The 22,428-nt window shown below is 67.3% G+C and carries 3 protein-coding genes (1 of these 3 running past the window's edge); all 3 read left to right on the top strand.

The window, feature by feature from the left end:
* The first annotated feature begins 162 nt into the window (after positions 1-162).
* On the top strand, positions 163-3,312 hold the full coding sequence (locus OG588_RS14285) for a non-ribosomal peptide synthetase (RefSeq protein WP_405947606.1): 3,150 nt from the start codon (positions 163-165) through the stop codon (positions 3,310-3,312).
* Between the two features lie 334 nt (positions 3,313-3,646).
* A complete protein-coding gene (locus tag OG588_RS14280; RefSeq protein ID WP_405947605.1) occupies positions 3,647-5,098 on the top strand; it encodes an aldehyde dehydrogenase family protein in 1,452 nt (483 codons plus the stop codon).
* A gap of 138 nt (positions 5,099-5,236) precedes the next feature.
* A protein-coding gene (locus OG588_RS14275) for an amino acid adenylation domain-containing protein (protein WP_405947604.1) crosses the window boundary here: on the top strand, positions 5,237-22,428 show its 5' portion. It continues 1,357 nt past the right edge of the window; the window shows 17,192 of its 18,549 coding nt (coding positions 1-17,192); its start codon is at positions 5,237-5,239; the stop codon falls past the right edge of the window.

Here is a 22,428-nt window from a genome sequence, read left to right as displayed (position 1 = left end):
CGGTGCCTGATCGGCGACCATTCGCGTCGAGCTGTCCTGTCGACAGGACGTTCTTGTAGCGCTGGTTCAGCACGGCGATGAATCTATTGGGCGTGATACAACCGTGGACGGTCGGTACGGAAAATTCGGCCAGATTCTCACAAGCTTACTCAGACGAGTGGAATGAACGGGGGGACGCGCATGTTCTCAGCGTCCATTGCGCAGCGCCGATTGTGGTTCATTCACCGATACGGTGAGAAGCCGTCGGCAGTGGCTACTGCGGTGGGCCTGCGGATGACGGGCGGCCTCGACACCGACGTTCTGGAAACAGCGCTGCGCGATCTTGTCGCCCGGCACGAGGCGCTGCGCACCCTGTTCCCCGAGGGGCCCGACGGCCTGCCCCGGCCGCGGCCCGTGGCGGCCGAGCGTGCTGTCCTGAGCCTGCCGGTCGTGGACGTGACCGAGCCCGAGGTCACGTCGGCCTTGATCGCCGCGGCACGTCAGTCCTTCGATCTCGCCTGCGAACTGCCTCTGCGTGCCGCGCTGTTGCGATCGGGTACCGCCTCCTGCACGTTGATATTGACGGCCCATCACATAGCGGTGGACGAACCCTCCTTGAATCGTCTGCTCGGCGAGCTCTGCTCTGCCTATGACGCCCGTCTTCAGGGCCGGGTGCCCCAGTGGGAGGACGCTGCGTTCGACCGCACCCGGCACGTCGCCGCCGAGCGGACCTTTCTGGCGGACTCGGCGCGGCCAGGAACCGAGGCCGCACGGCAGCTCGCGCACTGGCGGACGGAACTGGCAGGGCTGCGCGCACCGATGTCGCTGCCGGCGGACCGGCCGCGGCCGCCCAAGCCCAGCGGACAGGCCGGCACGCTGTCCTTTCCGTTGGAAGCCGATCTCCTCAGGGATCTGAGGCGACTGGCGCGGAGTAAGGGTGTTCCGCTCGACTGCCTGGTGCGAGCGGCTCTGGCGGTGCTGCTGCACCAGTTGGGCACGGGCACGGACATCGTCATGACGACACCCAAACCCCGGACGCGCGCGATAGGCCCCTTCCACGATCTGACGGTGCTCCGCGCTGACCTGAGCGGGAACCCTTCATTCCTCGAACTGGTCGACCGGCTCGCGGCACGGGAGCGAGCGGCATCCGAGCATCCAGACGTCCCCTTCGCCCACCTTGTCTCCGAGTCCGTGTCCTACCGTGCAGCGGCGGACCACCCGCTCTTGCAGATCCTGTTCGAGGGGACGGAGGGCACGCCGTCGCCGATCGTGCGCCTGCCTGGTCTGACGACAGTGGTGGAGCGGCCCGCGCCGCAACATGCCCTGCACGACCTCCGCGTCAGCCTGCGGGCCGGGCCGGCCGACGCCCACGACGGCATGGAAGTCCGCATCACCTACGCTCGCGACCTCTTCGACCGGTCGACGCTCGCGGTCATGGCCGGCGGTTTCACAGCCATCCTCCGGGCCGTGGCAGCGGACCCCGGTGGCCGAGTGGGCCGTATCGACATGCTCGACGAGCAGGAGCGGAAGGGGTTGCTCGTCCACTCGTCAGGAGTCCGGACGGCGGTATCCCCGCTGAGCGTCCCTGAGCTCGTACAGCGCCAGGTACGTGTCACTCCCGAGGCGATCGCCGTGACGGACGCAACCACCTCCCTGACCTATCGCGAGCTCGATGACCGGTCGTCCCGGCTCGCCCGGCGGTTGTGGCGCGCGGGCGCACGGCCTGAGACCGTCGTGGCACTCGCCGTCGCCCGTACCGCCGATCTCGTGGTCGCCCTGCTCGCCGTCCTGAAATCCGGCGCCGCATATCTGCCCATCGATCCGCGCTACCCGAGCGGGCGGCTCTCCTTCATGCTCACCGATGCCGAGCCGTGCCTCGTCCTCACCGACCGGGAGACCGCCCCCACCCTGCCGGCCCAGGATCTGCCCCACTGCCATGTCGAGTCCGCCGCGGCCCAGGACCCCAGCGACGAACTCGAAACCCCGTCACTGCCACCCGGCCCCCGGCCGCAGAACCTCGCCTATGTGATGTACACATCGGGCTCGACCGGAACGCCGAAGGGCGTCGCCATCACGCACGGCAACGTGGTCAACGGAGTATCCCAACTGGCGCCGCTGGTAGGCATGGAGCCCGGAGCGGTCATGCTGGCCGGGACCTCGGTCAACTTCGACGTCTCCGTGTTCGAGATCTTCACGGCGCTCAGCACCGGGGCCAGGATCGACGTCGTCCGCGACGTGCTGGTCGTGGGGGAGCGGGGCGGCTGGACGGGCGATGTCCTGCACACTGTGCCCTCCGCGTTCGCCGAAGTACTCGATCAGGTCTCCCACGCTCTCAAGGCGCGCACAGTGATCTGCGCGGGCGAGCAGCTTCCGGCCGACCTGGTCCGCCGGGTCCGTGCGGAACTCCCCGACGCCCGCTTGATCAATGCCTATGGGCAGACCGAGAGCTTCTACGCCACCACGCACACGGTCGCCAGGCAGGGGGGCGGCGTCGGCGGTGTCCCGATCGGAAGGCCGTTGGGCAATATGCGCACCTACGTACTGGGCCCGGGCCTCCTGCCGGTTCCGCGCACCGTCACAGGCGAGTTGTACGTGGGGGGAACCGTGGCACGCGGCTACCACGCCAGACCTGGGTTGACCGCCGACCGCTTCGTGGCGGACCCCTTCGGTGCGCCGGGCGAGCGCATGTACCGCACCGGAGACCTGGCCCGCTGGAACAGTGAGGGCGAACTGGAGCACCAGGGGCGGGTGGACACCCAGCTGAAGGTTCGCGGCATGCGCGTCGAGCTCGGCGAGATCGAAGCGGTCCTTGGTACTCACCCGGGCATCGCTCAAGTGGCTGTCGCAGTACAGCCGGGTGGGCGCCCCGACCACACGCGGATCGTGGCCTACCTTGTCCCGGGGGCCGATCCGGCGGCCGGAGACACGGACGCGCTGAGAGCTCGGCGCCTGCGACGCTATGTGGCCGATCGCCTGCCGGCCCACATGATTCCGTCCGCGTTCGTCATGCTGGACCGTCTTCCACTCACCCCCAATGGCAAACTGGATCGCTCCCAGCTCCCCGAACCCGGACATAAAGTTACGAAGCGTCAGGTGCCCGAGACCTCACTGGAACGCGACTTGGCAGTGTTGTTCGCAGAAACGCTGCACCGCGCCCCGATCGGCATCGACGACGACTTCTTCGACCTCGGGGGCAACCCGCTTCTCGCCGTCCGTCTGGTAAAGAGAATTCAGGATACGCAAGGAGTTGGGCCGACGATGCAAGAATTTCTTGGGGCCCCTTCGGTGGCCGGTGTCGCCGACTGTCTGGCGCCCCGCCTGCGCACGGACTGAATCCCCTCCGCCGAAGTCGCAGGTAGGTGACGTGGAAGTAGCCGTGTCCCGTTGCCAGGACACAGCCACTTGGCGCACTCGGCAGGGATCTGGCCCCCGACGGGCTGTCCGCTATTGCCAAGAACTCTGGCGCCTTGTTTTCTGGTGTTCGGCCAGGCGCATGCCGGGCCATCGGTGAATCAAATGCATCATCAATTCCGGTGCACAGCGGAGTACAAGAGAAACCGCAGACGCCGATATCGATCGGCTAAAAAGCCGACCCGGAAGTCTCTTTCGTTGCGGAGCATGGCCGCGCCCACGAGGCTCCGTCCCCAACACGAGCCGGGAGTGCAGCGTGACTACACCGTCCATACAAAGAGCCGTGCATGACGCCGTACGGCGGGCGCGAGCGGCACAGGCCCTCACGGAAGGCTGGCCGCAGGACCGCGTTGACGACGTGGTGGCAGCCGTCGCCTCGCGCTGCTACCGCGAGGACAACGCCCGTCGCCTCGCCACCCTTTCCCACACCGAAACCGGCTTGGGGCACCCGGAACACCTCTACGAACTGCAGCGCAAGCGCGTACTGGGGCAGCTCTTCGAACTCCACGGCCAGACGACGGTCGGGACGGTCGAGGACCATCCCGATCTGGGCCTGCGCAAGATCGCCAAGCCGGTAGGCGTGATCGCCGCGGCCAGCCCCGCGACCGCCCCCAGCCCGGGCATCGTGTGCAACACGCTGCCCATGCTGAAGACGCGCAACGCGGTCGTCTTCACCCCCAACCCCCGGGCCCGCGCGACGGCGATGGAGACCATCGACGTCATCCGCGAAGCCCTCGCGGACGTCGGTGCCCCTGCCGACCTCGTCCAGTGCCTCGACGTCAGCGGCCGCGAGGCCGCCGAAGAGCTGATGGCGGCCGCAGACCTGGTCGTCGCCGTGGGGGGACCTGGTACCGTCCGCCGCGCCTACGCCAGCGGAACGCCCGCCGTTGGAGCCGGCGTCGGCAACTCGACCGTCGTCGTCGACGAGACCTGCGACGTCATAGCCGCCGCCCGAAGCATCCTGACCGGGGCCGGCTACAACAACGGCACCTCGTGCTCCTCGGAGAGCAACGTCTTCGTACAGCACTCGGTCGCCTCCGAGTTCCGCGCCGAACTCCTGCGCTCCCACGGTCACGTGTGCACGAAGGACGAGACCGAGCGCGTACGCAAGGCACTGTGGCCCGATGGACGCACCCTCGACCGAGACTTGATCGGCAGGTCGGCCGACGCGATCGCCCTGGCGGCCGGCATCACCCTCACCACGCCCGGCACAACCACCACACTCGTCCTGGACGGGGACGGTGAAGCCCCCGACAGCCCGGTTCTCAACGAGAAACTCGCGCCCGTGCTCACCCTGCTGACCTATGACCACTTCGAAACGGCCGTCGAACGCGTCCACGACATCCTCGAAAATTGCGGACGCGGGCACAGCGCAGGAATACACACCCGCAGTCCGGAACGTGTGGACCAGCTCGCGGACCGCATTCCCACCTGCCGGATCGTCGTCAACCAGTCCACCATGACCAACAGCGGCAGTTTCACCAGCGGAGTGCCCTTCACCGCCACGCTCTCCAGCGGAACCTGGGGCGGAACCAGCGTGTCAGGAAACGTCACCTGGCGTTCCTACGTGAATCTGACGACCGTCACCTGCCCCATCGCCGAACGGCACGCGGACGAGACTCTCCTTTTCGGCCGACACGCAGCCGCCGCGCTCGACGACCCCTATGGCGACCGGGCGCTGCAACGACACCTCGAGAACGTGCTGTAAGCACCCTCGCGCAATCGGATCTCGTGCCCAAAGGCGTCCGGATCCGCCATGTCCTTCGATCGAAATCACGATCCGCCCTGTCACCGGGCCCGATCAGCCACCTGTCTGAGTTCTGTAGCGCTGGGGGAGTGCCGAGTTATGTCTGCCCGCAATCGTGTGTCACTGACCGCTCCACAGCACGGACTCTGGCTCCTGCACCAGCTCGACCCGACGAACCCCGTACTGACCGTCGGCGAAGTACTGGAAATCCGCGGCACGATCGACCCCGCCCTGTACACCGCGGCCATGCGCCAGGTCGTCCACGAGGCAGAGACACTGCGCATCCGCATTGCGGTCGACGGCGACGAGGTGTTCCAGCACATCCTCGACCCCGACTCCGTTCCCATCGAAGTGGTCGACCTCAGTGCTGAGCCAGACCCCCAGGCAGCCGCACAGGAGCATCTCACCGCAGCATTCACGACAGCCATCGACCCCACGGGCGAACCTCTGTTCACCCCCGAACTGCTGAAACTGGCAGACGACCACTACCTCTCCAGCCACCGCTTCCATCACCTGGCCATCGACGGATGGAGCATGGGGCTGACGGCACGCAGACTCGCCGAGGTCTACACCCGGCTCCACGCCGGCGAAGCCCCCGGCGACAGCCCCTTCGACCCGCTGCACGTCCTGCTGCGGGAACACGTCGCCTACCGTGCCTCCGACACCTACACGCACGACGCCGAGTTCTGGCGCAACTACCTGGCAGGCGCCCCTGAAGCCGCCCGTCTGACCACCGGCCTGCCCCACCTGCCCCACCGCCTGTTGCGCCGCTCCGTCGAACTCCCCACCACTGCCTCCACCCGGCTGAGAACGCTCGCCGAGCGCACCGGAGTGCGAGGCTCCACGCTGGCCATCGCCGCGACCGCCGCCTACCTGCACCGCTTGACCGGTGTCCAGGAGCTTGTCCTCGGCCTTCCGGTCGCCGCGCGCACCACCGTCGCTCGCAGCGTCCCCGGCGTCGCCTCCAACGTCGTCCCCCTACGCATCAAGATTCTCCCCGACGCCACACTGGAGGGCTTCCTCCAGTACGTCGCCGAAGAGACCGGCCGCGTGCTGCGCCACCAGATGTACCGGTACGAAGACCTCAGTCGAGACCTCAACCTGGTCGGCACCCGGCAGCAGCTGGAGGGCCCGGTCGTCAACGTCATGAACTTCGACTACGACCTCCGCTTCGGCACCGCCCCGGCCAGCGGCACCTACCACGGCATCGGCCCCACCCAAGACCTCGCTTTCCAGTTCCTCGACCGCGCCGACAGCGACGGCTGGCAGATCGAACTCAAGGCGAACCAGGCCCTCTACACCGTCGAGGAACTCGACGCCCACAACACCCGCCTCGTCTCCTACCTCACAGCCCTCGCGGAAGCGGACGCCCACGCTCCCATCGGGGACCTGGACATCCTGCTGCCCCGAGAACATGAGGCCCTGCGGGAGTGGAACGACACGGCAGCGCCCCAACCGGCCGGCACCCTGCCGGAACTGTTCGCCGCCCAGGTGCTCCGCACACCGCACGCACCGGCCCTGGAATGCGCCGACGTACACCTGACATACGCCCAGTTGGACGCGCGGGCCAACCAGCTCGCCCACCACCTCATGGCTCAAGGGATCGGCACCGAGGACTTCGTGGCGCTCTATCTGCCACGGTCGGCCGACATGGTGATCGCCCTTCTCGCGGTCCTGAAGGCCGGAGCCGCCTACATCCCCGTAGACCCGGCGTACCCGGCCGACCGCGTCGCCTACATGCTCGGCGATGCCCGCCCGCGTCTCATCCTCACCACCGAGAAGGCAGCCGACGCACTGCCCGACACCGGAGTTCCCACGATCGAGCTCGACGCCCCCGACGTGAGGAACACGCTCAGCGGCGAGCCGGACACGTCCCCCGACGGCCCGACCGCCGTCCTCGGCACCAGCCCCGCCCTGGTCATCTACACCTCCGGCTCCACCGGCGAGCCCAAGGGCGTCATCGAGACCCACGCCGGCATGGGGAACCGCTTCATGTGGTTCCATTCCCGCTTTCCCTGGCAGCCCGGGGACACCGTCTGCGCGAAGACCTCCCTCAGCTTCCTCGACGGAACGAGCGAGATCCTCGAACCGCTCCTGCACGGCGGCCGCGTCATCGTCGCCGACCAGGAACAGGCGCGCAGCGCCCCGGAACTCGCCAAACTGATCGAGCGCCATGACGTCCGGCGCATGACCATGGTCCCCAGCCTGCTCGCCGAGATGCTGGAAGGCGACCTCCTCGGCCCCGCGGCAGGCCGCGCCACTTGGATCACCAGCGGGGAGGCCTTGCCCACTGCCGTCGCTGAGCGCTTCCACTCCGTGCTCCCCGAGGCCCGTCTCCTCAACTTCTACGGCTCGTCCGAGGCGAGTGCGGACAGTGTGTGGACGGAGATTGTTCCGCAGGATGTGTCCGCGGGTGCGTTGCCGATCGGCAGGCCGATTGCGAACACGCAGGTTTATGTGCTGGATTCGGGGTTGCGTTCGGTTCCGCCGGGTGCCGTCGGCGAGCTCTACGTCGCCGGCACCGGTATCACGCGCGGCTACCTCGGTCGCCCCGCTCTGACGGCCGGACGGTTCGTGGCGAGCCCGTTCGGTGTGGGTGAGCGTCTGTACCGCACGGGTGATCTGGCGCGGTGGGGTGCGGACGGACGGCTGTCCTACGCGGGCCGGGCCGACGACCAGGTCAAGGTACGCGGCTTCCGTATCGAGCTCGGTGAGGTACAGGCCGCGCTGGCCGCGCACCCCGCGGTGTCCCAGGCCGTTGTCATCGCCCGCGGCGACGACAACGGAGAGAAGCGTCTCGTCGGCTACGTGGTGGCGAACACGACCGGCACACCGGAAGCCGTCGAGCTCCGGGGGTTTGTGGCGGGGCGGTTGCCGGAGTACATGGTGCCGGCGGTGGTGGTGGTGCTGGATGGGCTGCCGTTGAACGCGAACGGGAAGCTGGATCGTGGTGCGTTGCCGGCGCCGGTTTTTGTGGGTGGGGTGTATCGGGCGCCGCGGTCGGTGCGTGAGGAGGTGTTGTGCGGTCTGTTCGCGGGGTTGTTGGGCCGTGAGGTTGTGGGTGTGGATGACTCTTTCTTTGATCTGGGGGGTCATTCGCTGTTGGCGACGCGTCTGGTGTCGCGGATCCGTCGGGCTTTGGGTGTGGAGTTGTCGGTGCGGGCGGTGTTCGATGCGCCGACTGTGGCGGGGCTTGTGCGGTGCATGGATGGTGAGGTCGCTGTCCGTCCCGTGTTGACGGCGGTGGAGCGTTCTGGTCCGGTTCCGTTGGCGGATGGGCAGCGGCGGTTGTGGTTCCTGGATCAGTTCGATGGGTCGGGTGCGGCGTACAACATGCCGGTCGCGGTGCGGTTGTCGGGTGTGTTGGATGTGGTGGCGTTGCGTGGGGCGCTGGCTGATGTGGTGGGCCGGCATGAGACGTTGCGCACGGTCATTGACGTGGTGGATGGCGTGCCGGTCTCACGTGTGCTGTCGGAATCGGCAGTCGAGCTGAGGGTCGAGACCGTCGCATCCGGTGACCTCTCGGCAGCGTTGACGGCGGCGGCGTCCCAGCCGTTCGATCTTGCGGAGGACGTGCCTGTTCGGGCGAGGCTTTTCAGCCTGTCACCGGGTGCTGGTGAACACGTTCTGCTGCTGGTTCTGCATCACATTGCGGCGGATGGCTGGTCGATGGCGCCGTTGTTGCGGGATCTGTCGCGGGCGTATGGGGCGCGGTTGTCGGGTGGGGTGCCGGACTGGGATGCGTTGCCGGTGCAGTACGCGGACTACGCGTTGTGGCAGCGGGAGGTGCTGGGTTCGGAGGACGACCCCGACAGCCTGGTGTCGGGTCAGCTGGCTTACTGGCGTGGGGTGTTGGAGGGTTCTCCGGCGGAGATTGCGCTGCCGTTCGACCGGGTGCGGTCTGCGGTGGCGTCGCGTCGGGGTGGCAGTGTGCCGTTCGCGGTGGACCCGGAGTTGTACCGGCAGGTGATGGACCTTGCGCGGGAGCGCGGGGTGTCGCTGTTCATGGTGTTGCATGCGGCGTTGCTGGTGGTGTTGTCGCGGGTGGGTGCGGGTGAGGACCTGCCGGTGGGTGCGGCGGTGGCGGGCCGTTCCGATGAGGGTCTGGATGATCTGGTCGGGTTCTTCGTGAACACGGTGGTGCTGCGTACGGATGTGTCGGGTGATCCGTCGTTCGTGGAGTTGTTGGACCGGGTGCGTGAGGTTCATCTGGGTGCGCACGCTCACGCGGATGTTCCGTTCGACCGGCTGGTCGATGTCCTTGGAGTTGAGCGGTCGGCTGCGAGTCAGGCGTTGTTCCAGGTGATGCTCGTCCTGCAGAACAACGCGCACGGCCGCCTCGAACTCCCCGGACTCACCACCACACCCGAACAAGTAACCACCGACGCAGCGAAGTTCGACCTCACCGTCCATCTCACGGACGAATCCATCGAGACGGAGGGCCGACTGGTCGGCTCCTTCGAGTACTCGGCCGACGTCTTCGATCAGAACACCGTGGAGAAACTCCACCAGCGCTTCCTCCGCGTACTCGATGAAGCCGTCCAGACTCCGCACACCACGCTCGGGCAGCTGGATGCTCTGCTGCCTGGTGAGCGGGAGTTGCTGGGTGGTTGGCATGGTCGAGCGGTCGGTGTGCAGGGCGGCTCGATTTCCGAGTTGTTTGCCGTGCAGGTTGCTCGTACTCCGGATGCGCTCGCTGTGGAGTTCGCGGACATTCGGCTGACGTATGGGGAGTTGGATGCGCGGGCGAATCAGCTTGCTCATGACCTGATCGGTCGGGGGGTGGGTGCGGAGTCGTTGGTGGCGGTGTGGATGGAGCGGTCGGTCGAGCTCATCGTGGCCGAGCTGGGTATCGCCAAAGCCGGCGGGGCGTATGTGCCGTTGTTCCCGGACTGGTCTGCTGATCATCGCGACAGGGTGTGTGTTCAGGCGGGTGTGTCCGTGGTCCTGACGGCTGAGGACGTCGCGGCCACGGTGGATGGCCCGGTGTGGGACCCGGGCGTGAGTGTTCGCCCCGATCAGTTGGCGTATGTGATGTTCACGTCGGGGTCGACGGGTGTGGCGAAGGGTGTGGGGGTTCGGCAGCGGGATGTGGTGGCGCTGGCGGGTGATGGTGCGTTTGTGGGTGGGGCGCATGGTCGGGTGTTGGTGCATTCGCCGCATTCGTTTGATGCGTCGACGTATGAGGTGTGGGTGCCGTTGTTGAACGGTGGTCAGGTGGTGGTGGCTGCGCCGGGGCGGGTGGATGCCGGTGAGCTGGCGTTGTTGATTGAGTCGAGTGGGGTCACGGGGTTGTGGCTGACGGCTGGGTTGTTCTCGGTGATGGCTGAGGAGTTCCCGGGGTGTTTCGGGTCGGTGGTGCAGGTGTGGGCTGGTGGGGATGTGGTGCCGGCGGTGGCGGTGCGTCGGGTGCAGGCGGTGTGTCCGGGGCTGGTGGTGGTGAATGGGTATGGGCCGACGGAGGTGACGACGTTCGCGGCGTGTCATCGGATGGATGTGCTGGGTGAGGGTGTTTCGGATGTGCCGGTGGGGCGGCCGTTGGATGGGGTGCGGGCGTTTGTTCTGGATGGGTTGTTGCGTCTGGTGGCGCCGGGTGCGGTTGGTGAGTTGTATGTCGCGGGTGCGGGTGTGGCCCGTGGGTATGTCGGCCGGCCGGCGCTGACGGCTGAGCGTTTCGTCGCCAGTCCCTTCGATGCGGGTCAACGTCTGTATCGCACGGGGGATCTGGTGCGGTGGGACCGTGAAGGCCGGCTGGTGTATGTCGGGCGGGCGGACGATCAGGTCAAGGTCCGTGGGTTCCGTATCGAACTCGGTGAGGTCGAGACCGCGCTGGAGGCCCATCCGCGGGTCGACCGGGCGATCGTGGTCGCCCGTCGGTTGCCCGCGGGGGGCAGGCAGCTCGTCGGTTACGTGGTTTCCGCTGGTCCGGGCGGCGGAGTTGAGGGACAGGGACTGCGGGAGTTCGTTGCCGAGCGGCTTCCGGAGTACATGGTCCCCGCCGCGGTCGTGGTCCTGGACGCGTTCCCCCTCACCGTGAACGGCAAGATCGACCGCAAGGCGCTGCCCCAACCCGTCTTCACCACTCGGGAAGGCAGTCGCAGCCCCCGTACTCCGGTCGAGGAGGCACTGTGCCTGGTCTTCGCGGGGGTGCTGGGTCTTGAGTCGGTGGGTGTTGATGAGTCGTTCTTCGATCTGGGTGGGGATTCGATCGTTGCGATTCAGTTGGTGGCGCGGGCGCGTGGTGTGGGTGTGGTGTTCTCGGCGCGGGATGTGTTCCGGTGGCGCACGGTCGAGGCGCTGGCGGTGGTGGCCGCGACCGCCGAGAGTGCTGCCGGTGAGGTCGAGGCTGCGGGTGAGGCGGTCGGTGAGGTTCCGGCGACACCGGTGATGGCGTTGTTCGGTGCGCGTGGTGGTGGTCTGGACGGGTTCTTCCAGTCGATGGGTGTGCCGGTTCCGGTGGGTGCGGGGCTGGGGCATGTCGTGGGTGCGGTGCGGGCGGTGGTGGAGCGGCATGACGTGCTGCGGATGCGGGCGTCGTTGACGTCTGAGGGCCGGTGGCTTTTGTCGGTTCCCGAGGTCGGTGAGGTGCGTGCGGGGGAGTTGGTGCGTCGGGTTGATGTGTCGGGTCTGGATGCGGATGCGTTGGCCCGGGTGGTGGTTGAGGAGCGTGGTGGTGCGCGGGGGAGGTTGTGTCCTGCGGAGGGTGTGATGGTGCAGGGGGTGTGGTTGGACCGTGGCCGGGAGGCTGGGGGTGTGCTGCTTCTTGTGGTGCATCACTTGGTGGTGGACGGGGTGTCGTGGCGGGTTCTGGTGCCGGATGTGCGTGCCGCGCTGGAGGCGTTGGTGGCGGGGCGTGGGGTGGAGCTGGCGGGGGTGGCGACTTCGTTCCGTCGGTGGGCGCGTCTGCTGGTGGAGGAGGCGGGTTCCCGGTCGGGGGAGCTGGATTTCTGGCGTGGGGTTTGTGGGGTTGCTGATCCGTTGTTGGGGTCGCGTGCGTTGGATGTGGTTCGTGATGTGGCGTCGTCGGCGGGGCAGTTGGAGGTGCGGCTGCCTGTTGGGGTGTCGCGGCGTCTGCTGGGTGTGGTGCCGGCGGCGTTTCACGGTGAGGTCAACGATGTGCTGCTGGCGGGTCTGGCGCGGGCGGTGCGCCGCTGGCGCACCGCCGGTGCGGGCAGTGCGGGTGGTGCGGGTGCGGGTGGTGCGGGCAGTGCGGGTGCGGGTGCGGTGGTGGTGGATGTTGAGGGTCATGGGCGTGAGGAGTTTGCGGGGGTTGATCTGACGCGGACGGTGGGTTGGTTCACGTCGGTGTATCCGGTGTGTCTGGAGCCGGGGGAGGGGGATGTTGTTTCGTCGGTGAAGCGGGTGAAGGAGAAGTTGCGGCGGGTGCCGGACAAGGGCATCGGTTATGGGCTGCTGCGTTATCTCAACGCGGAGACGGCTGGTGAGTTGGCGGGTGCGGAGCCTCAGATCGGCTTCAACTACCTCGGCCGTTTCGTGTCGGGGGAGGAGGGGCCGGGTCTGGGTCTTGCCAGTGGCCGGGATGCGGATATGCCGTTGGCGCATGTGGTCGAGGTGAACTCGCTGGTGGAGGACGCCGGTGAGGGTCCGGTGCTGCGTGCGGTGTGGTCGTGGGCGGGCGGGTTGCTGGAGCGGGAGCGGGTGGAGGAGCTGGCGCTGGCGTGGTTCGCGGAGCTGACCGCGATCGCGGACGCGGTCACCGAGGACCGTGCGGGCGGGCACACTCCGTCCGACTTCCCCCTCGTTGCCCTGACCCAGCACCACATCGACGCCCTCGAAACAGAACACGAAGCGGACGGCACCACCCTCGACGACGTGCTGTCCCTCTCACCCCTGCAGCAGGGACTGGTCTTCCACGCCGGCTATGACGAGCAGAGCACGGACGTGTATACGGCCCAGTTCGTACTGGACCTGACAGGTGCCTTGGACGCCGAGCGACTGCATTACGCGACGCAGGTACTCCTGGACCGCCACGCCAACCTCCGGTCCGGATTCCGTCAGACTGGCGACGGTCAGTGGGTGCAGGTGGTACCCGGCAAGGTAACGACGCCGTTCCGTGTCGTGGACGTGTCCAAGCAGTCGGATCCGCAGGCGGAGGCCGACGTTCTGGCCGATCTGGAGCGTGATCGCCCGTTCGACCTGCTGCGGCCGCCCCTGCTGCGTTGGGTGTTGGTGCGGCTCGAAGCCGACCGGCACCGGCTAATTCTGACCAACCATCACATCCTGTTGGACGGTTGGTCGATGCCCGTCCTGTTCGGTGAGTTGTTCCAGCTCTATCGGCGGGGTGTTGATGTCCTTCCGGTGGTGCGTCCGTTCGGTGAGTACTTGTCGTGGTTGGCGGGTGCGGATCGGGGTGTGGCGGAGTCGGCGTGGCGTGAGGCGTTGGCCGGGGTGGAGGAGCCGACGCTGGTGGCGCCGGGTTTTGTGCAGGCGCGGACGGAGGTTCCGGTCCGGTTGCGGGCCGAGTTGGATGCGGGGCTGGTGGCGGAGCTGTCGGGGCTGGCCCGGTCCTGGGGCGTGACCCTGAACACGCTGGTGCAGGTGATGTGGGGTGTGCTGGTCGGTGGGCTGACCGGGCGTGAGGACGTGGTGTTCGGCTCGGTGGTCTCCGGTCGTCCGGCGGAGCTGCCGGGTGTGGAGAACATGATCGGCCTGTTCATCAACACCCTTCCGGTGAGGGTCCGGCTGGACGCCGCGGAGACGATCGCCGCCCTGATGGACCGGGTCCAGCAGGAACAGGCGGGTCTGCTGGCCCATCACCACCTGGGCCTGACGGAAATCCAGCAACTCACCGGTACGGGGCAGCTGTTCGACACCCTCACCGTCTACGAGAACTACCCGAGGGTGTCCGCCAAGGTCTCCGACACGCAAGGCGACACCGAAGTCAACGTCACGGTGGTCTCCGGTCTGGACGCGACGCACTACCCGCTGGCCCTGGCGGTGATCCCCAGCAGCGAGAGCATCCGGTTGCGGCTGGACTACCAGCCCGCCGCGTTCACCGCAGAGCAGGCAGAACAGATCCTGCACCGCTACCAACACCTGCTCCACACCCTCACCACCACCCCGGACCACACCACACTGGCCCAACTCGACCCCCTGCTGCCCGGCGAACGCGACACGCTCAACAGCTGGAACGACACCGCCACGGACGTGCCCACCGCCACACTCCCCGAACTGTTCGCCGCGCAGGTCGCCCGTACCCCGAACGCTGTGGCGGTGGTGTGTGGCGACACCCATCTGACGTATGCGGAACTGGACGCGCTGGCCAACCGACTCGCCCGCCATCTGATCGCCCATGGAGTCGGCCCCGAGCAGTTCGCAGCGCTGTACCTGCCGCGGTCGGTGGACATGGTCGTCGCTCTGCTGGCCGTGTCCAAGGCCGGCGGAGCCTATGTCGGCCTCGACCCCGCCTACCCGTCGGAGCGCGGAGCCTTCATGCTCGGTGACTCCCGGCCCGTGCTGATCCTCACTACGAGTGAGGTGTCTCGAACGCTGCCCGACACTCACGTTCCGACGGTCGTCCTCGACGCCCCCGACACCAGGCACACGATCGCCGCGAAATCCCCCGACCAGATCACCGACGCGGAACGCACCGCAAAGCTGACGCCCGCCCGTCCTGCCTACGTCTTCTACACCTCGGGCTCAACAGGCTTGCCGAAGGGCGTCGTAGGCACCCACGCCGGCATGGTGAACCGGCTCAACTCGGCCCATGCCCAATTCCCCTGGAAGGTCGGGGAAGTGGGATGCGCCAAGGCCTCCATGGCATTCGGCGAGTCGACAAGTGAGATCCTCGGCCCGCTGCTGCATGGTGCCACTGTCGTTGTCGCCGATCAGGAGCAGATGCGCACCGCGCACGATCTCGCTGATCTGGTCGAGCGACACGGCGTCACCCGGATCACTCTGGTCCCGAGCCTGCTCAACACCCTGCTCGAAGAGAATCTGCTCGGCACGATGGCCGGGCGAGCCCTGTGGACGAGCAGCGGCGAGGCCTTGTCGCCCTCGACCGCCAGACGGTTCCTGCACGCCTTCCCGCAAGCACGTCTCCTCAACTCCTACGGGTTCTCCGAGGCGAGTGCGGACAGTGTGTGGACGGAGATTGTTCCGCAGGATGTGTCCGCGGGTGCGTTGCCGATCGGCAGGCCGATCGCGAACACGCAGGTCTATGTGCTGGATTCGGGGTTGCGTTCGGTTCCGCCGGGTGCCGTGGGCGAGCTCTACGTCGCCGGGATCGGTCTGGCACGCGGCTATGTCAACCGTCCCGCTCTGACGGCCGAGCGGTTCGTGGCGAGCCCGTTCGGTGTGGGTGAGCGTCTGTACCGCACGGGTGATCTGGCGCGGTGGGGTGCGGACGGACGGCTGTCCTACGCGGGCCGGGCCGACGACCAGGTCAAGGTCCGCGGCATCCGCATCGAGCTCGGTGAGGTACAGGCCGCGCTGGCCGCGCACCCCGCCGTCGTCGAGGCAGTCGTGATCGCCCGTGAGGGAGAGGGATCCGGACACGGCACCCAGCTGGTGGGATACGTAGTCCCCGCGGAGCCCGACGGCACCGACGCCGCCGCCCTCGACCCCTCGTCCCTCCGGGGGTTTGTGGCGGGGCGGTTGCCGGAGTACATGGTGCCGGCGGTGGTGGTGGTGCTGGATGGGCTGCCGTTGAACGCGAACGGGAAGCTGGATCGTGGTGCGTTGCCGGCGCCGGTTTTTGTGGGTGGGGTGTATCGGGCGCCGCGGTCGGTGCGTGAGGAGGTGTTGTGCGGTCTGTTCGCGGGGTTGTTGGGCCGTGAGGTTGTGGGTGTGGATGACTCTTTCTTTGATCTGGGGGGTCATTCGCTGTTGGCGACGCGTCTGGTGTCGCGGATCCGTCGGGCTTTGGGTGTGGAGTTGTCGGTGCGGGCGGTGTTCGATGCGCCGACTGTGGCGGGGCTTGTGCGGTGCATGGATGGTGAGGTCGCTGTCCGTCCTGTGTTGACGGCGGCGCCGCGTACCGAGCGGATGCTGTTGGCGGATGGGCAGCGGCGGTTGTGGTTCCTGGATCAGTTTGATGGGTCGGGTGCGGCGTACAACATGCCGGTCGCGGTGCGGTTGTCGGGTGTGTTGGATGTGGTGGCGTTGCGTGGGGCGCTGGCTGATGTGGTGGGCCGGCATGAGACGTTGCGCACGGTCATTGACGTGGTGGATGGCGTGCCGGTCTCACGTGTGCTGTCGGAATCGGCGGTCGAGCTGAGGGTCGAGACCGTCGCATCCGGTGACCTCTCGGCAGCGTTGACGGCGGCGGTGTCCCAGCCGTTCGATCTTGCGGAGGACGTGCCTGTTCGGGCGAGGCTTTTCAGCCTGTCACCGGGTGCTGGTGAACACGTTCTGCTGCTGGTTCTGCATCACATTGCGGCGGATGGCTGGTCGATGGCGCCGTTGTTGCGGGATCTGTCGCGGGCGTATGGGGCGCGGTTGTCGGGTGGGGTGCCGGACTGGGATGCGTTGCCGGTGCAGTACGCGGATTACGCGTTGTGGCAGCGGGAGGTGCTGGGTTCGGAGGACGACCCCGACAGCCTGGTGTCGGGTCAGCTGGCTTATTGGCGTGGGGTGTTGGAGGGTTCTCCGGCGGAGATTGCGCTGCCGTTCGACCGGGTGCGGCCTGCGGTGGCGTCGCGTCGGGGTGGCAGTGTGCCGTTCGCGGTGGGTGCTGAGGTGCATGAGCGGTTGACGTGCCTTGCGCGGGAGCGCGGGGTGTCGTTGTTCATGGTGTTGCATGCGGCGTTGCTGGTGGTGTTGTCGCGGGTGGGTGCGGGTGAGGACCTGCCGGTGGGTGCGGCGGTGGCGGGCCGTTCCGATGAGGGTCTGGATGATCTGGTCGGGTTCTTCGTGAACACGGTGGTGCTGCGTACGGATGTGTCGGGTGATCCGTCGTTCGTGGAGTTGTTGGACCGGGTGCGTGAGGTTCATCTGGGTGCGCACGCTCACGCGGATGTTCCGTTCGACCGGCTGGTCGATGTCCTTGGAGTTGAGCGGTCGGCTGCGAGTCAGGCGTTGTTCCAGGTGATGCTCGTCCTGCAGAACAACGCGCACGGCCGCCTCGAACTCCCCGGACTCACCACCACACCCGAACAAGTAACCACCGACGCAGCGAAGTTCGACCTCACCGTCCACTTTTCTGAAGAGGTTCGAGACCAGGATGAAGTCGGCGGCTACGGCGGCGGACTGGCCGGCGGAATCGTCTACGCGGTGGACCTCTTTGACGAGGAGACCGTCCGTGGTCTCGCAGACCGCTTCTCCAAGGTCCTGCGGGAGGCTACCGCAGACCCGGACATCAAGATCAACACGCTGCAACTGTTGCTCCCGGGCGAGCGGGAAACGCTGGAGAAGTGGGAGAGCACGGCGCCGGGTGTCGAGGGCGGCTCGATTTCCGAGTTGTTCGCTGTGCAGGTAGCCCGCACCCCGAACGCCCTCGCCGTTGAATACGCCGACACCCGGCTCACCTATGCCGAATTGGATGCGCGGGCGAATCAGCTTGCTCATGACCTGATCGGTCGGGGGGTGGGGGCGGAGTCGTTGGTGGCGGTGTGGATGGAGCGGTCGGTCGAGCTCATCGTGGCCGAGCTGGGTATCGCCAAGGCCGGCGGGGCCTACGTCCCGCTCTTCCCGGACTGGTCTGCTGATCATCGCGACAGGGTGTGTGCGCAGGCGGGTGTGTCCGTGGTCCTCACAGCCGAGGACGTCGCGGCCACCGTCGATGGCCCGGTGTCGGACCCGGGCGTGCTGGTGCATCCGGATCAGTTGGCGTATGTGATGTTCACGTCGGGGTCGACGGGTGTGGCGAAGGGTGTGGGGGTTCGGCAGCGGGATGTGGTGGCGCTGGCGGGTGATGGTGCGTTTGTGGGTGGGGCGCATGGTCGGGTGTTGGTGCATTCGCCGCATTCGTTTGATGCGTCGACGTATGAGGTGTGGGTGCCGTTGTTGAACGGTGGTCAGGTGGTGGTGGCTGCGCCGGGGCGGGTGGATGCCGGTGAGCTGGCGTTGTTGATTGAGTCGAGTGGGGTCACGGGGTTGTGGCTGACGGCTGGGTTGTTCTCGGTGATGGCTGAGGAGTTCCCGGGGTGTTTCGGGTCGGTGGTGCAGGTGTGGGCTGGTGGGGATGTGGTGCCGGCGGTGGCGGTGCGTCGGGTGCAGGCGGTGTGTCCGGGGCTGGTGGTGGTGAATGGGTATGGGCCGACGGAGGTGACGACGTTCGCGGCGTGTCATCGGATGGATGTGCTGGGTGAGGGTGTTTCGGATGTGCCGGTGGGGCGGCCGTTGGATGGGGTGCGGGCGTTTGTTCTGGACGGGTTGTTGCGTCTGGTGGCGCCGGGTGCGGTTGGTGAGTTGTATGTCGCGGGTGCGGGTGTGGCCCGTGGGTATGTGGGTCGGCCGGCGCTGACGGCTGAGCGTTTCGTCGCCAGTCCTTTCGATGCGGGTCAACGTCTGTATCGCACGGGGGATCTGGTGCGGTGGAATGCCGAGGGTGAGCTCGTCTATGTCGGGCGGGCGGACGATCAGGTCAAGGTCCGTGGGTTCCGTATCGAACTCGGTGAGATCGAGCTGGCGTTGACCGCCCACCCCGACGTCGCGCGGAGCGTGGTGATCGCCCGCGAGACGGCGACAGGGAACAAGCAGCTGGTCGGGTATGTCGTTCCCGCCGACCTTGGCAACGGGCCCGATCCATCGGTGCTGCGGGAGTTCGTTGCCGAGCGGCTTCCGGAGTACATGGTTCCCGCCGCGGTGGTGGTGCTGGACGCGTTCCCCCTCACGGTGAACGGCAAAGTCGACCGCAAGGCGCTTCCGGAGCCTGTTTTCGCCACTGGGGAAGGCAGTCGCAGCCCGCGTACTCCGGTCGAGGTGGCACTGTGCCTGGTCTTTGCTGGGGTGCTGGGTCTTGAGTCGGTGGGTGTTGATGAGTCGTTCTTCGATCTGGGTGGGGATTCGATCGTTGCGATTCAGTTGGTGGCGCGGGCGCGTGGTGTGGGTGTGGTGTTCTCGGCGCGGGATGTGTTCCGGTGGCGCACGGTCGAGGCGCTGGCGGTGGTGGCCGCGACCGCCGAGAGTGCTGCCGGTGAGGTCGAGGCTGCGGATGAGGCGGTCGGTGAGGTTCCGGCGACACCGGTGATGGCGTTGTTCGGTGCGCGTGGTGGTGGTCTGGACGGGTTCTTCCAGTCGATGGGTGTGCCGGTTCCGGTGGGTGCGGGGCTGGGGCATGTGGTGGGTGCGGTGCAGGCGGTGGTGGACCGGCATGACGTGCTGCGGATGCGGGCGTCGTTGTCGGGGGCGGACCGGGTGTGGCAGTTGTCGGTGCCGGCTGTGGGATCGGTGCGTGCTGCGGAGCTGGTGCGTCGGGTTGACGTGCGGGGTCTGTCGGACGGGGCGCTGCGCGATCTGGTGGCGTTGGAGCGTGGTGGTGCGCGGGGGAGGTTGTGTCCTGCGGAGGGTGTGATGGTGCAGGGGGTGTGGTTGGACCGTGGCCGGGAGGCTGGGGGTGTGCTGCTTCTTGTGGTGCATCACTTGGTGGTGGACGGGGTGTCGTGGCGGGTTCTGGTGCCGGATGTGCGTGCCGCGTTGGAGGCGTTGGTGGCGGGGCGTGGGGTGGAGCTGGCGGGGGTGGCGACTTCGTTCCGTCGGTGGGCGCGTCTGCTGGTGGAGGAGGCGGGTTCCCGGTCGGGGGAGCTGGATTTCTGGCGTGGGGTTTGTGGGGTTGCTGATCCGTTGTTGGGGTCGCGTGCGTTGGATGTGGTTCGTGATGTGGCGTCGTCGGCGGGGCAGTTGGAGGTGCGGCTGCCTGTTGGGGTGTCGCGGCGTCTGCTGGGTGTGGTGCCGGCGGCGTTTCACGGTGAGGTCAACGATGTGCTGCTGGCGGGTCTGGCGCGGGCGGTGCGCCGCTGGCGCACCGCCGGTGCGGGCAGTGCGGGTGGTGCGGGTGCGGTGGTGGTGGATGTTGAGGGTCATGGGCGTGAGGAGTTTGCGGGGGTTGATCTGACGCGGACGGTGGGTTGGTTCACGTCGGTGTATCCGGTGTGTCTGGAGCCGGGGGAGGGGGATGTTGTTTCGTCGGTGAAGCGGGTGAAGGAGCAGTTGCGGCGGGTGCCGGACAAGGGCATCGGTTATGGGCTGCTGCGTTATCTCAACGCGGAGACGGCTGGTGAGTTGGCGGGTGCGGAGCCTCAGATCGGCTTCAACTACCTCGGCCGTTTCGTGTCGGGGGAGGAGGGGCCGGGTCTGGGTCTTGCCAGTGGCCGGGATGCGGATATGCCGTTGGCGCATGTGGTCGAGGTGAACTCGCTGGTGGAGGACGCCGGTGAGGGTCCGGTGCTGCGTGCGGTGTGGTCGTGGGCGGGCGGGTTGCTGGAGCGGGAGCGGGTGGAGGAGCTGGCGCTGGCGTGGTTCGCGGAGCTGACCGCGATCGCGGACGCGGTCACCGAGGACCGTGCGGGCGGGCACACTCCGTCCGACTTCCCCCTCGTTGCCCTGACCCAGCACCACATCGACGCCCTCGAAACAGAACACGAAGCGGACGGCACCACCCTCGACGACGTGCTGTCCCTCTCACCCCTGCAGCAGGGACTGGTCTTCCACGCCGGCTATGACGAGCAGAGCACGGACGTGTATACGGCCCAGTTCGTACTGGACCTGACGGGTGCCTTGGACGCCGAGCGACTGCGCGGGGCGGCACAGGCTGTACTCGACCGCCACGCCAACCTCCGGGCCGCATTCCGCCGGACGGCCGATGGGACTCCGTACCAGGTCTCGGTCGGCAACCTCGTCGTACCGTTCGAGGTGGTCGACGCAACAGCGTCTCCGTCGCCAGAAGCCGAAGCACGCGCGATCGCGGAACGTGAGCGTGGTCGCCCGTTCGACCTGCTGCGGCCGCCGCTGCTGCGTTGGGTGTTGGTGCGGCTTGGAGCCGAGCGGCACCGGCTAATTCTGACCAACCATCACATCCTGTTGGACGGTTGGTCGATGCCCGTCCTGTTCGGTGAGTTGTTCCAGCTCTATCGGCGGGGTGTTGATGTCCTTCCGGTGGTGCGTCCGTTCGGTGAGTACTTGTCGTGGTTGGCGGGTGCGGATCGGGGTGTGGCGGAGTCGGCGTGGCGTGAGGCGTTGGCCGGGGTGGAGGAGCCGACGCTGGTGGCGCCGGGTTTTGTGCAGGCGCGGACGGAGGTTCCGGTCCGGTTGCGGGCCGAGCTGGATGCTGGGCTGGTGGCGGAGCTGTCGGGGCTGGCCCGGTCCTGGGGCGTGACCCTGAACACGCTGGTGCAGGTGATGTGGGGTGTGCTGGTCGGTGGGCTGACCGGGCGTGAGGACGTGGTGTTCGGCTCGGTGGTCTCCGGTCGTCCGGCGGAGCTGCCGGGTGTGGAGAACATGATCGGCCTGTTCATCAACACCCTTCCGGTGAGGGTCCGGCTGGACGCCGCGGAGACGATCGCCGCCCTGATGGACCGGGTCCAGCAGGAACAGGCGGGTCTGCTGGCCCATCACCACCTGGGCCTGACGGAAATCCAGCAACTCACCGGTACGGGGCAGCTGTTCGACACCCTCACCGTCTACGAGAACTACCCGGTCGTACAGACCTCGCAGGCCACGAGCGACGACGCCCGCGACCTGGACGTACGCATCGTCGAGGGCCTGGACGCGACGCACTACCCGCTGGCCCTGGCGGTGATACCCAGCAGCGAGAGCATCCGGCTGCGGCTGGACTACCAGCCCGCCGCGTTCACCGCAGAGCAGGCACAACAGATCCTGCACCGCTACCAGCACCTGCTCCACACCCTCACCACCACCCCGGACCACACCACGCTCGGGCAGCTGGATGCTCTGCTGCCTGGTGAGCGGGAGTTGCTGGGTGGTTGGCATGGTCGAGCGGTCGGTGTGCAGGGCGGCTCGATTTCCGAGTTGTTTGCCGTGCAGGTTGCTCGTACTCCGGATGCGCTCGCTGTGGAGTTCGCGGATATCCGGCTGACGTATGGGGAGTTGGATGCGCGGGCGAATCAGCTTGCTCATGACCTGATCGGTCGGGGGGTGGGTGCGGAGTCGTTGGTGGCGGTGTGGATGGAGCGGTCGGTCGAGCTCATCGTGGCCGAGCTGGGTATCGCCAAGGCCGGCGGGGCCTACGTACCGCTCTTCCCCGATTGGTCCGCCGACCACCGCGACAGGGTGTGTGCGCAGGCGGGTGTGTCCGTGGTCCTGACGGCTGAGGATGTGGCGGCCACGGTGGATGGCCCGGTGTCGGACCCGGGCGTGCTGGTGCATCCGGA

The sequence above is a fragment of the Streptomyces prunicolor genome (genome assembly GCF_045162825.1).
Lineage (GTDB): Bacteria > Actinomycetota > Actinomycetes > Streptomycetales > Streptomycetaceae > Streptomyces > Streptomyces prunicolor.
This window is presented reverse-complemented; position numbering and strand designations above follow the sequence as displayed.

Excerpts from the sequence above, each read along its gene's own strand:
- OG588_RS14285 (WP_405947606.1), top strand. The coding sequence starts at position 163 with ATGAACGGGGGGACGCGCATGTTCTCAGCGTCCATTGCGCAGCGCCGA.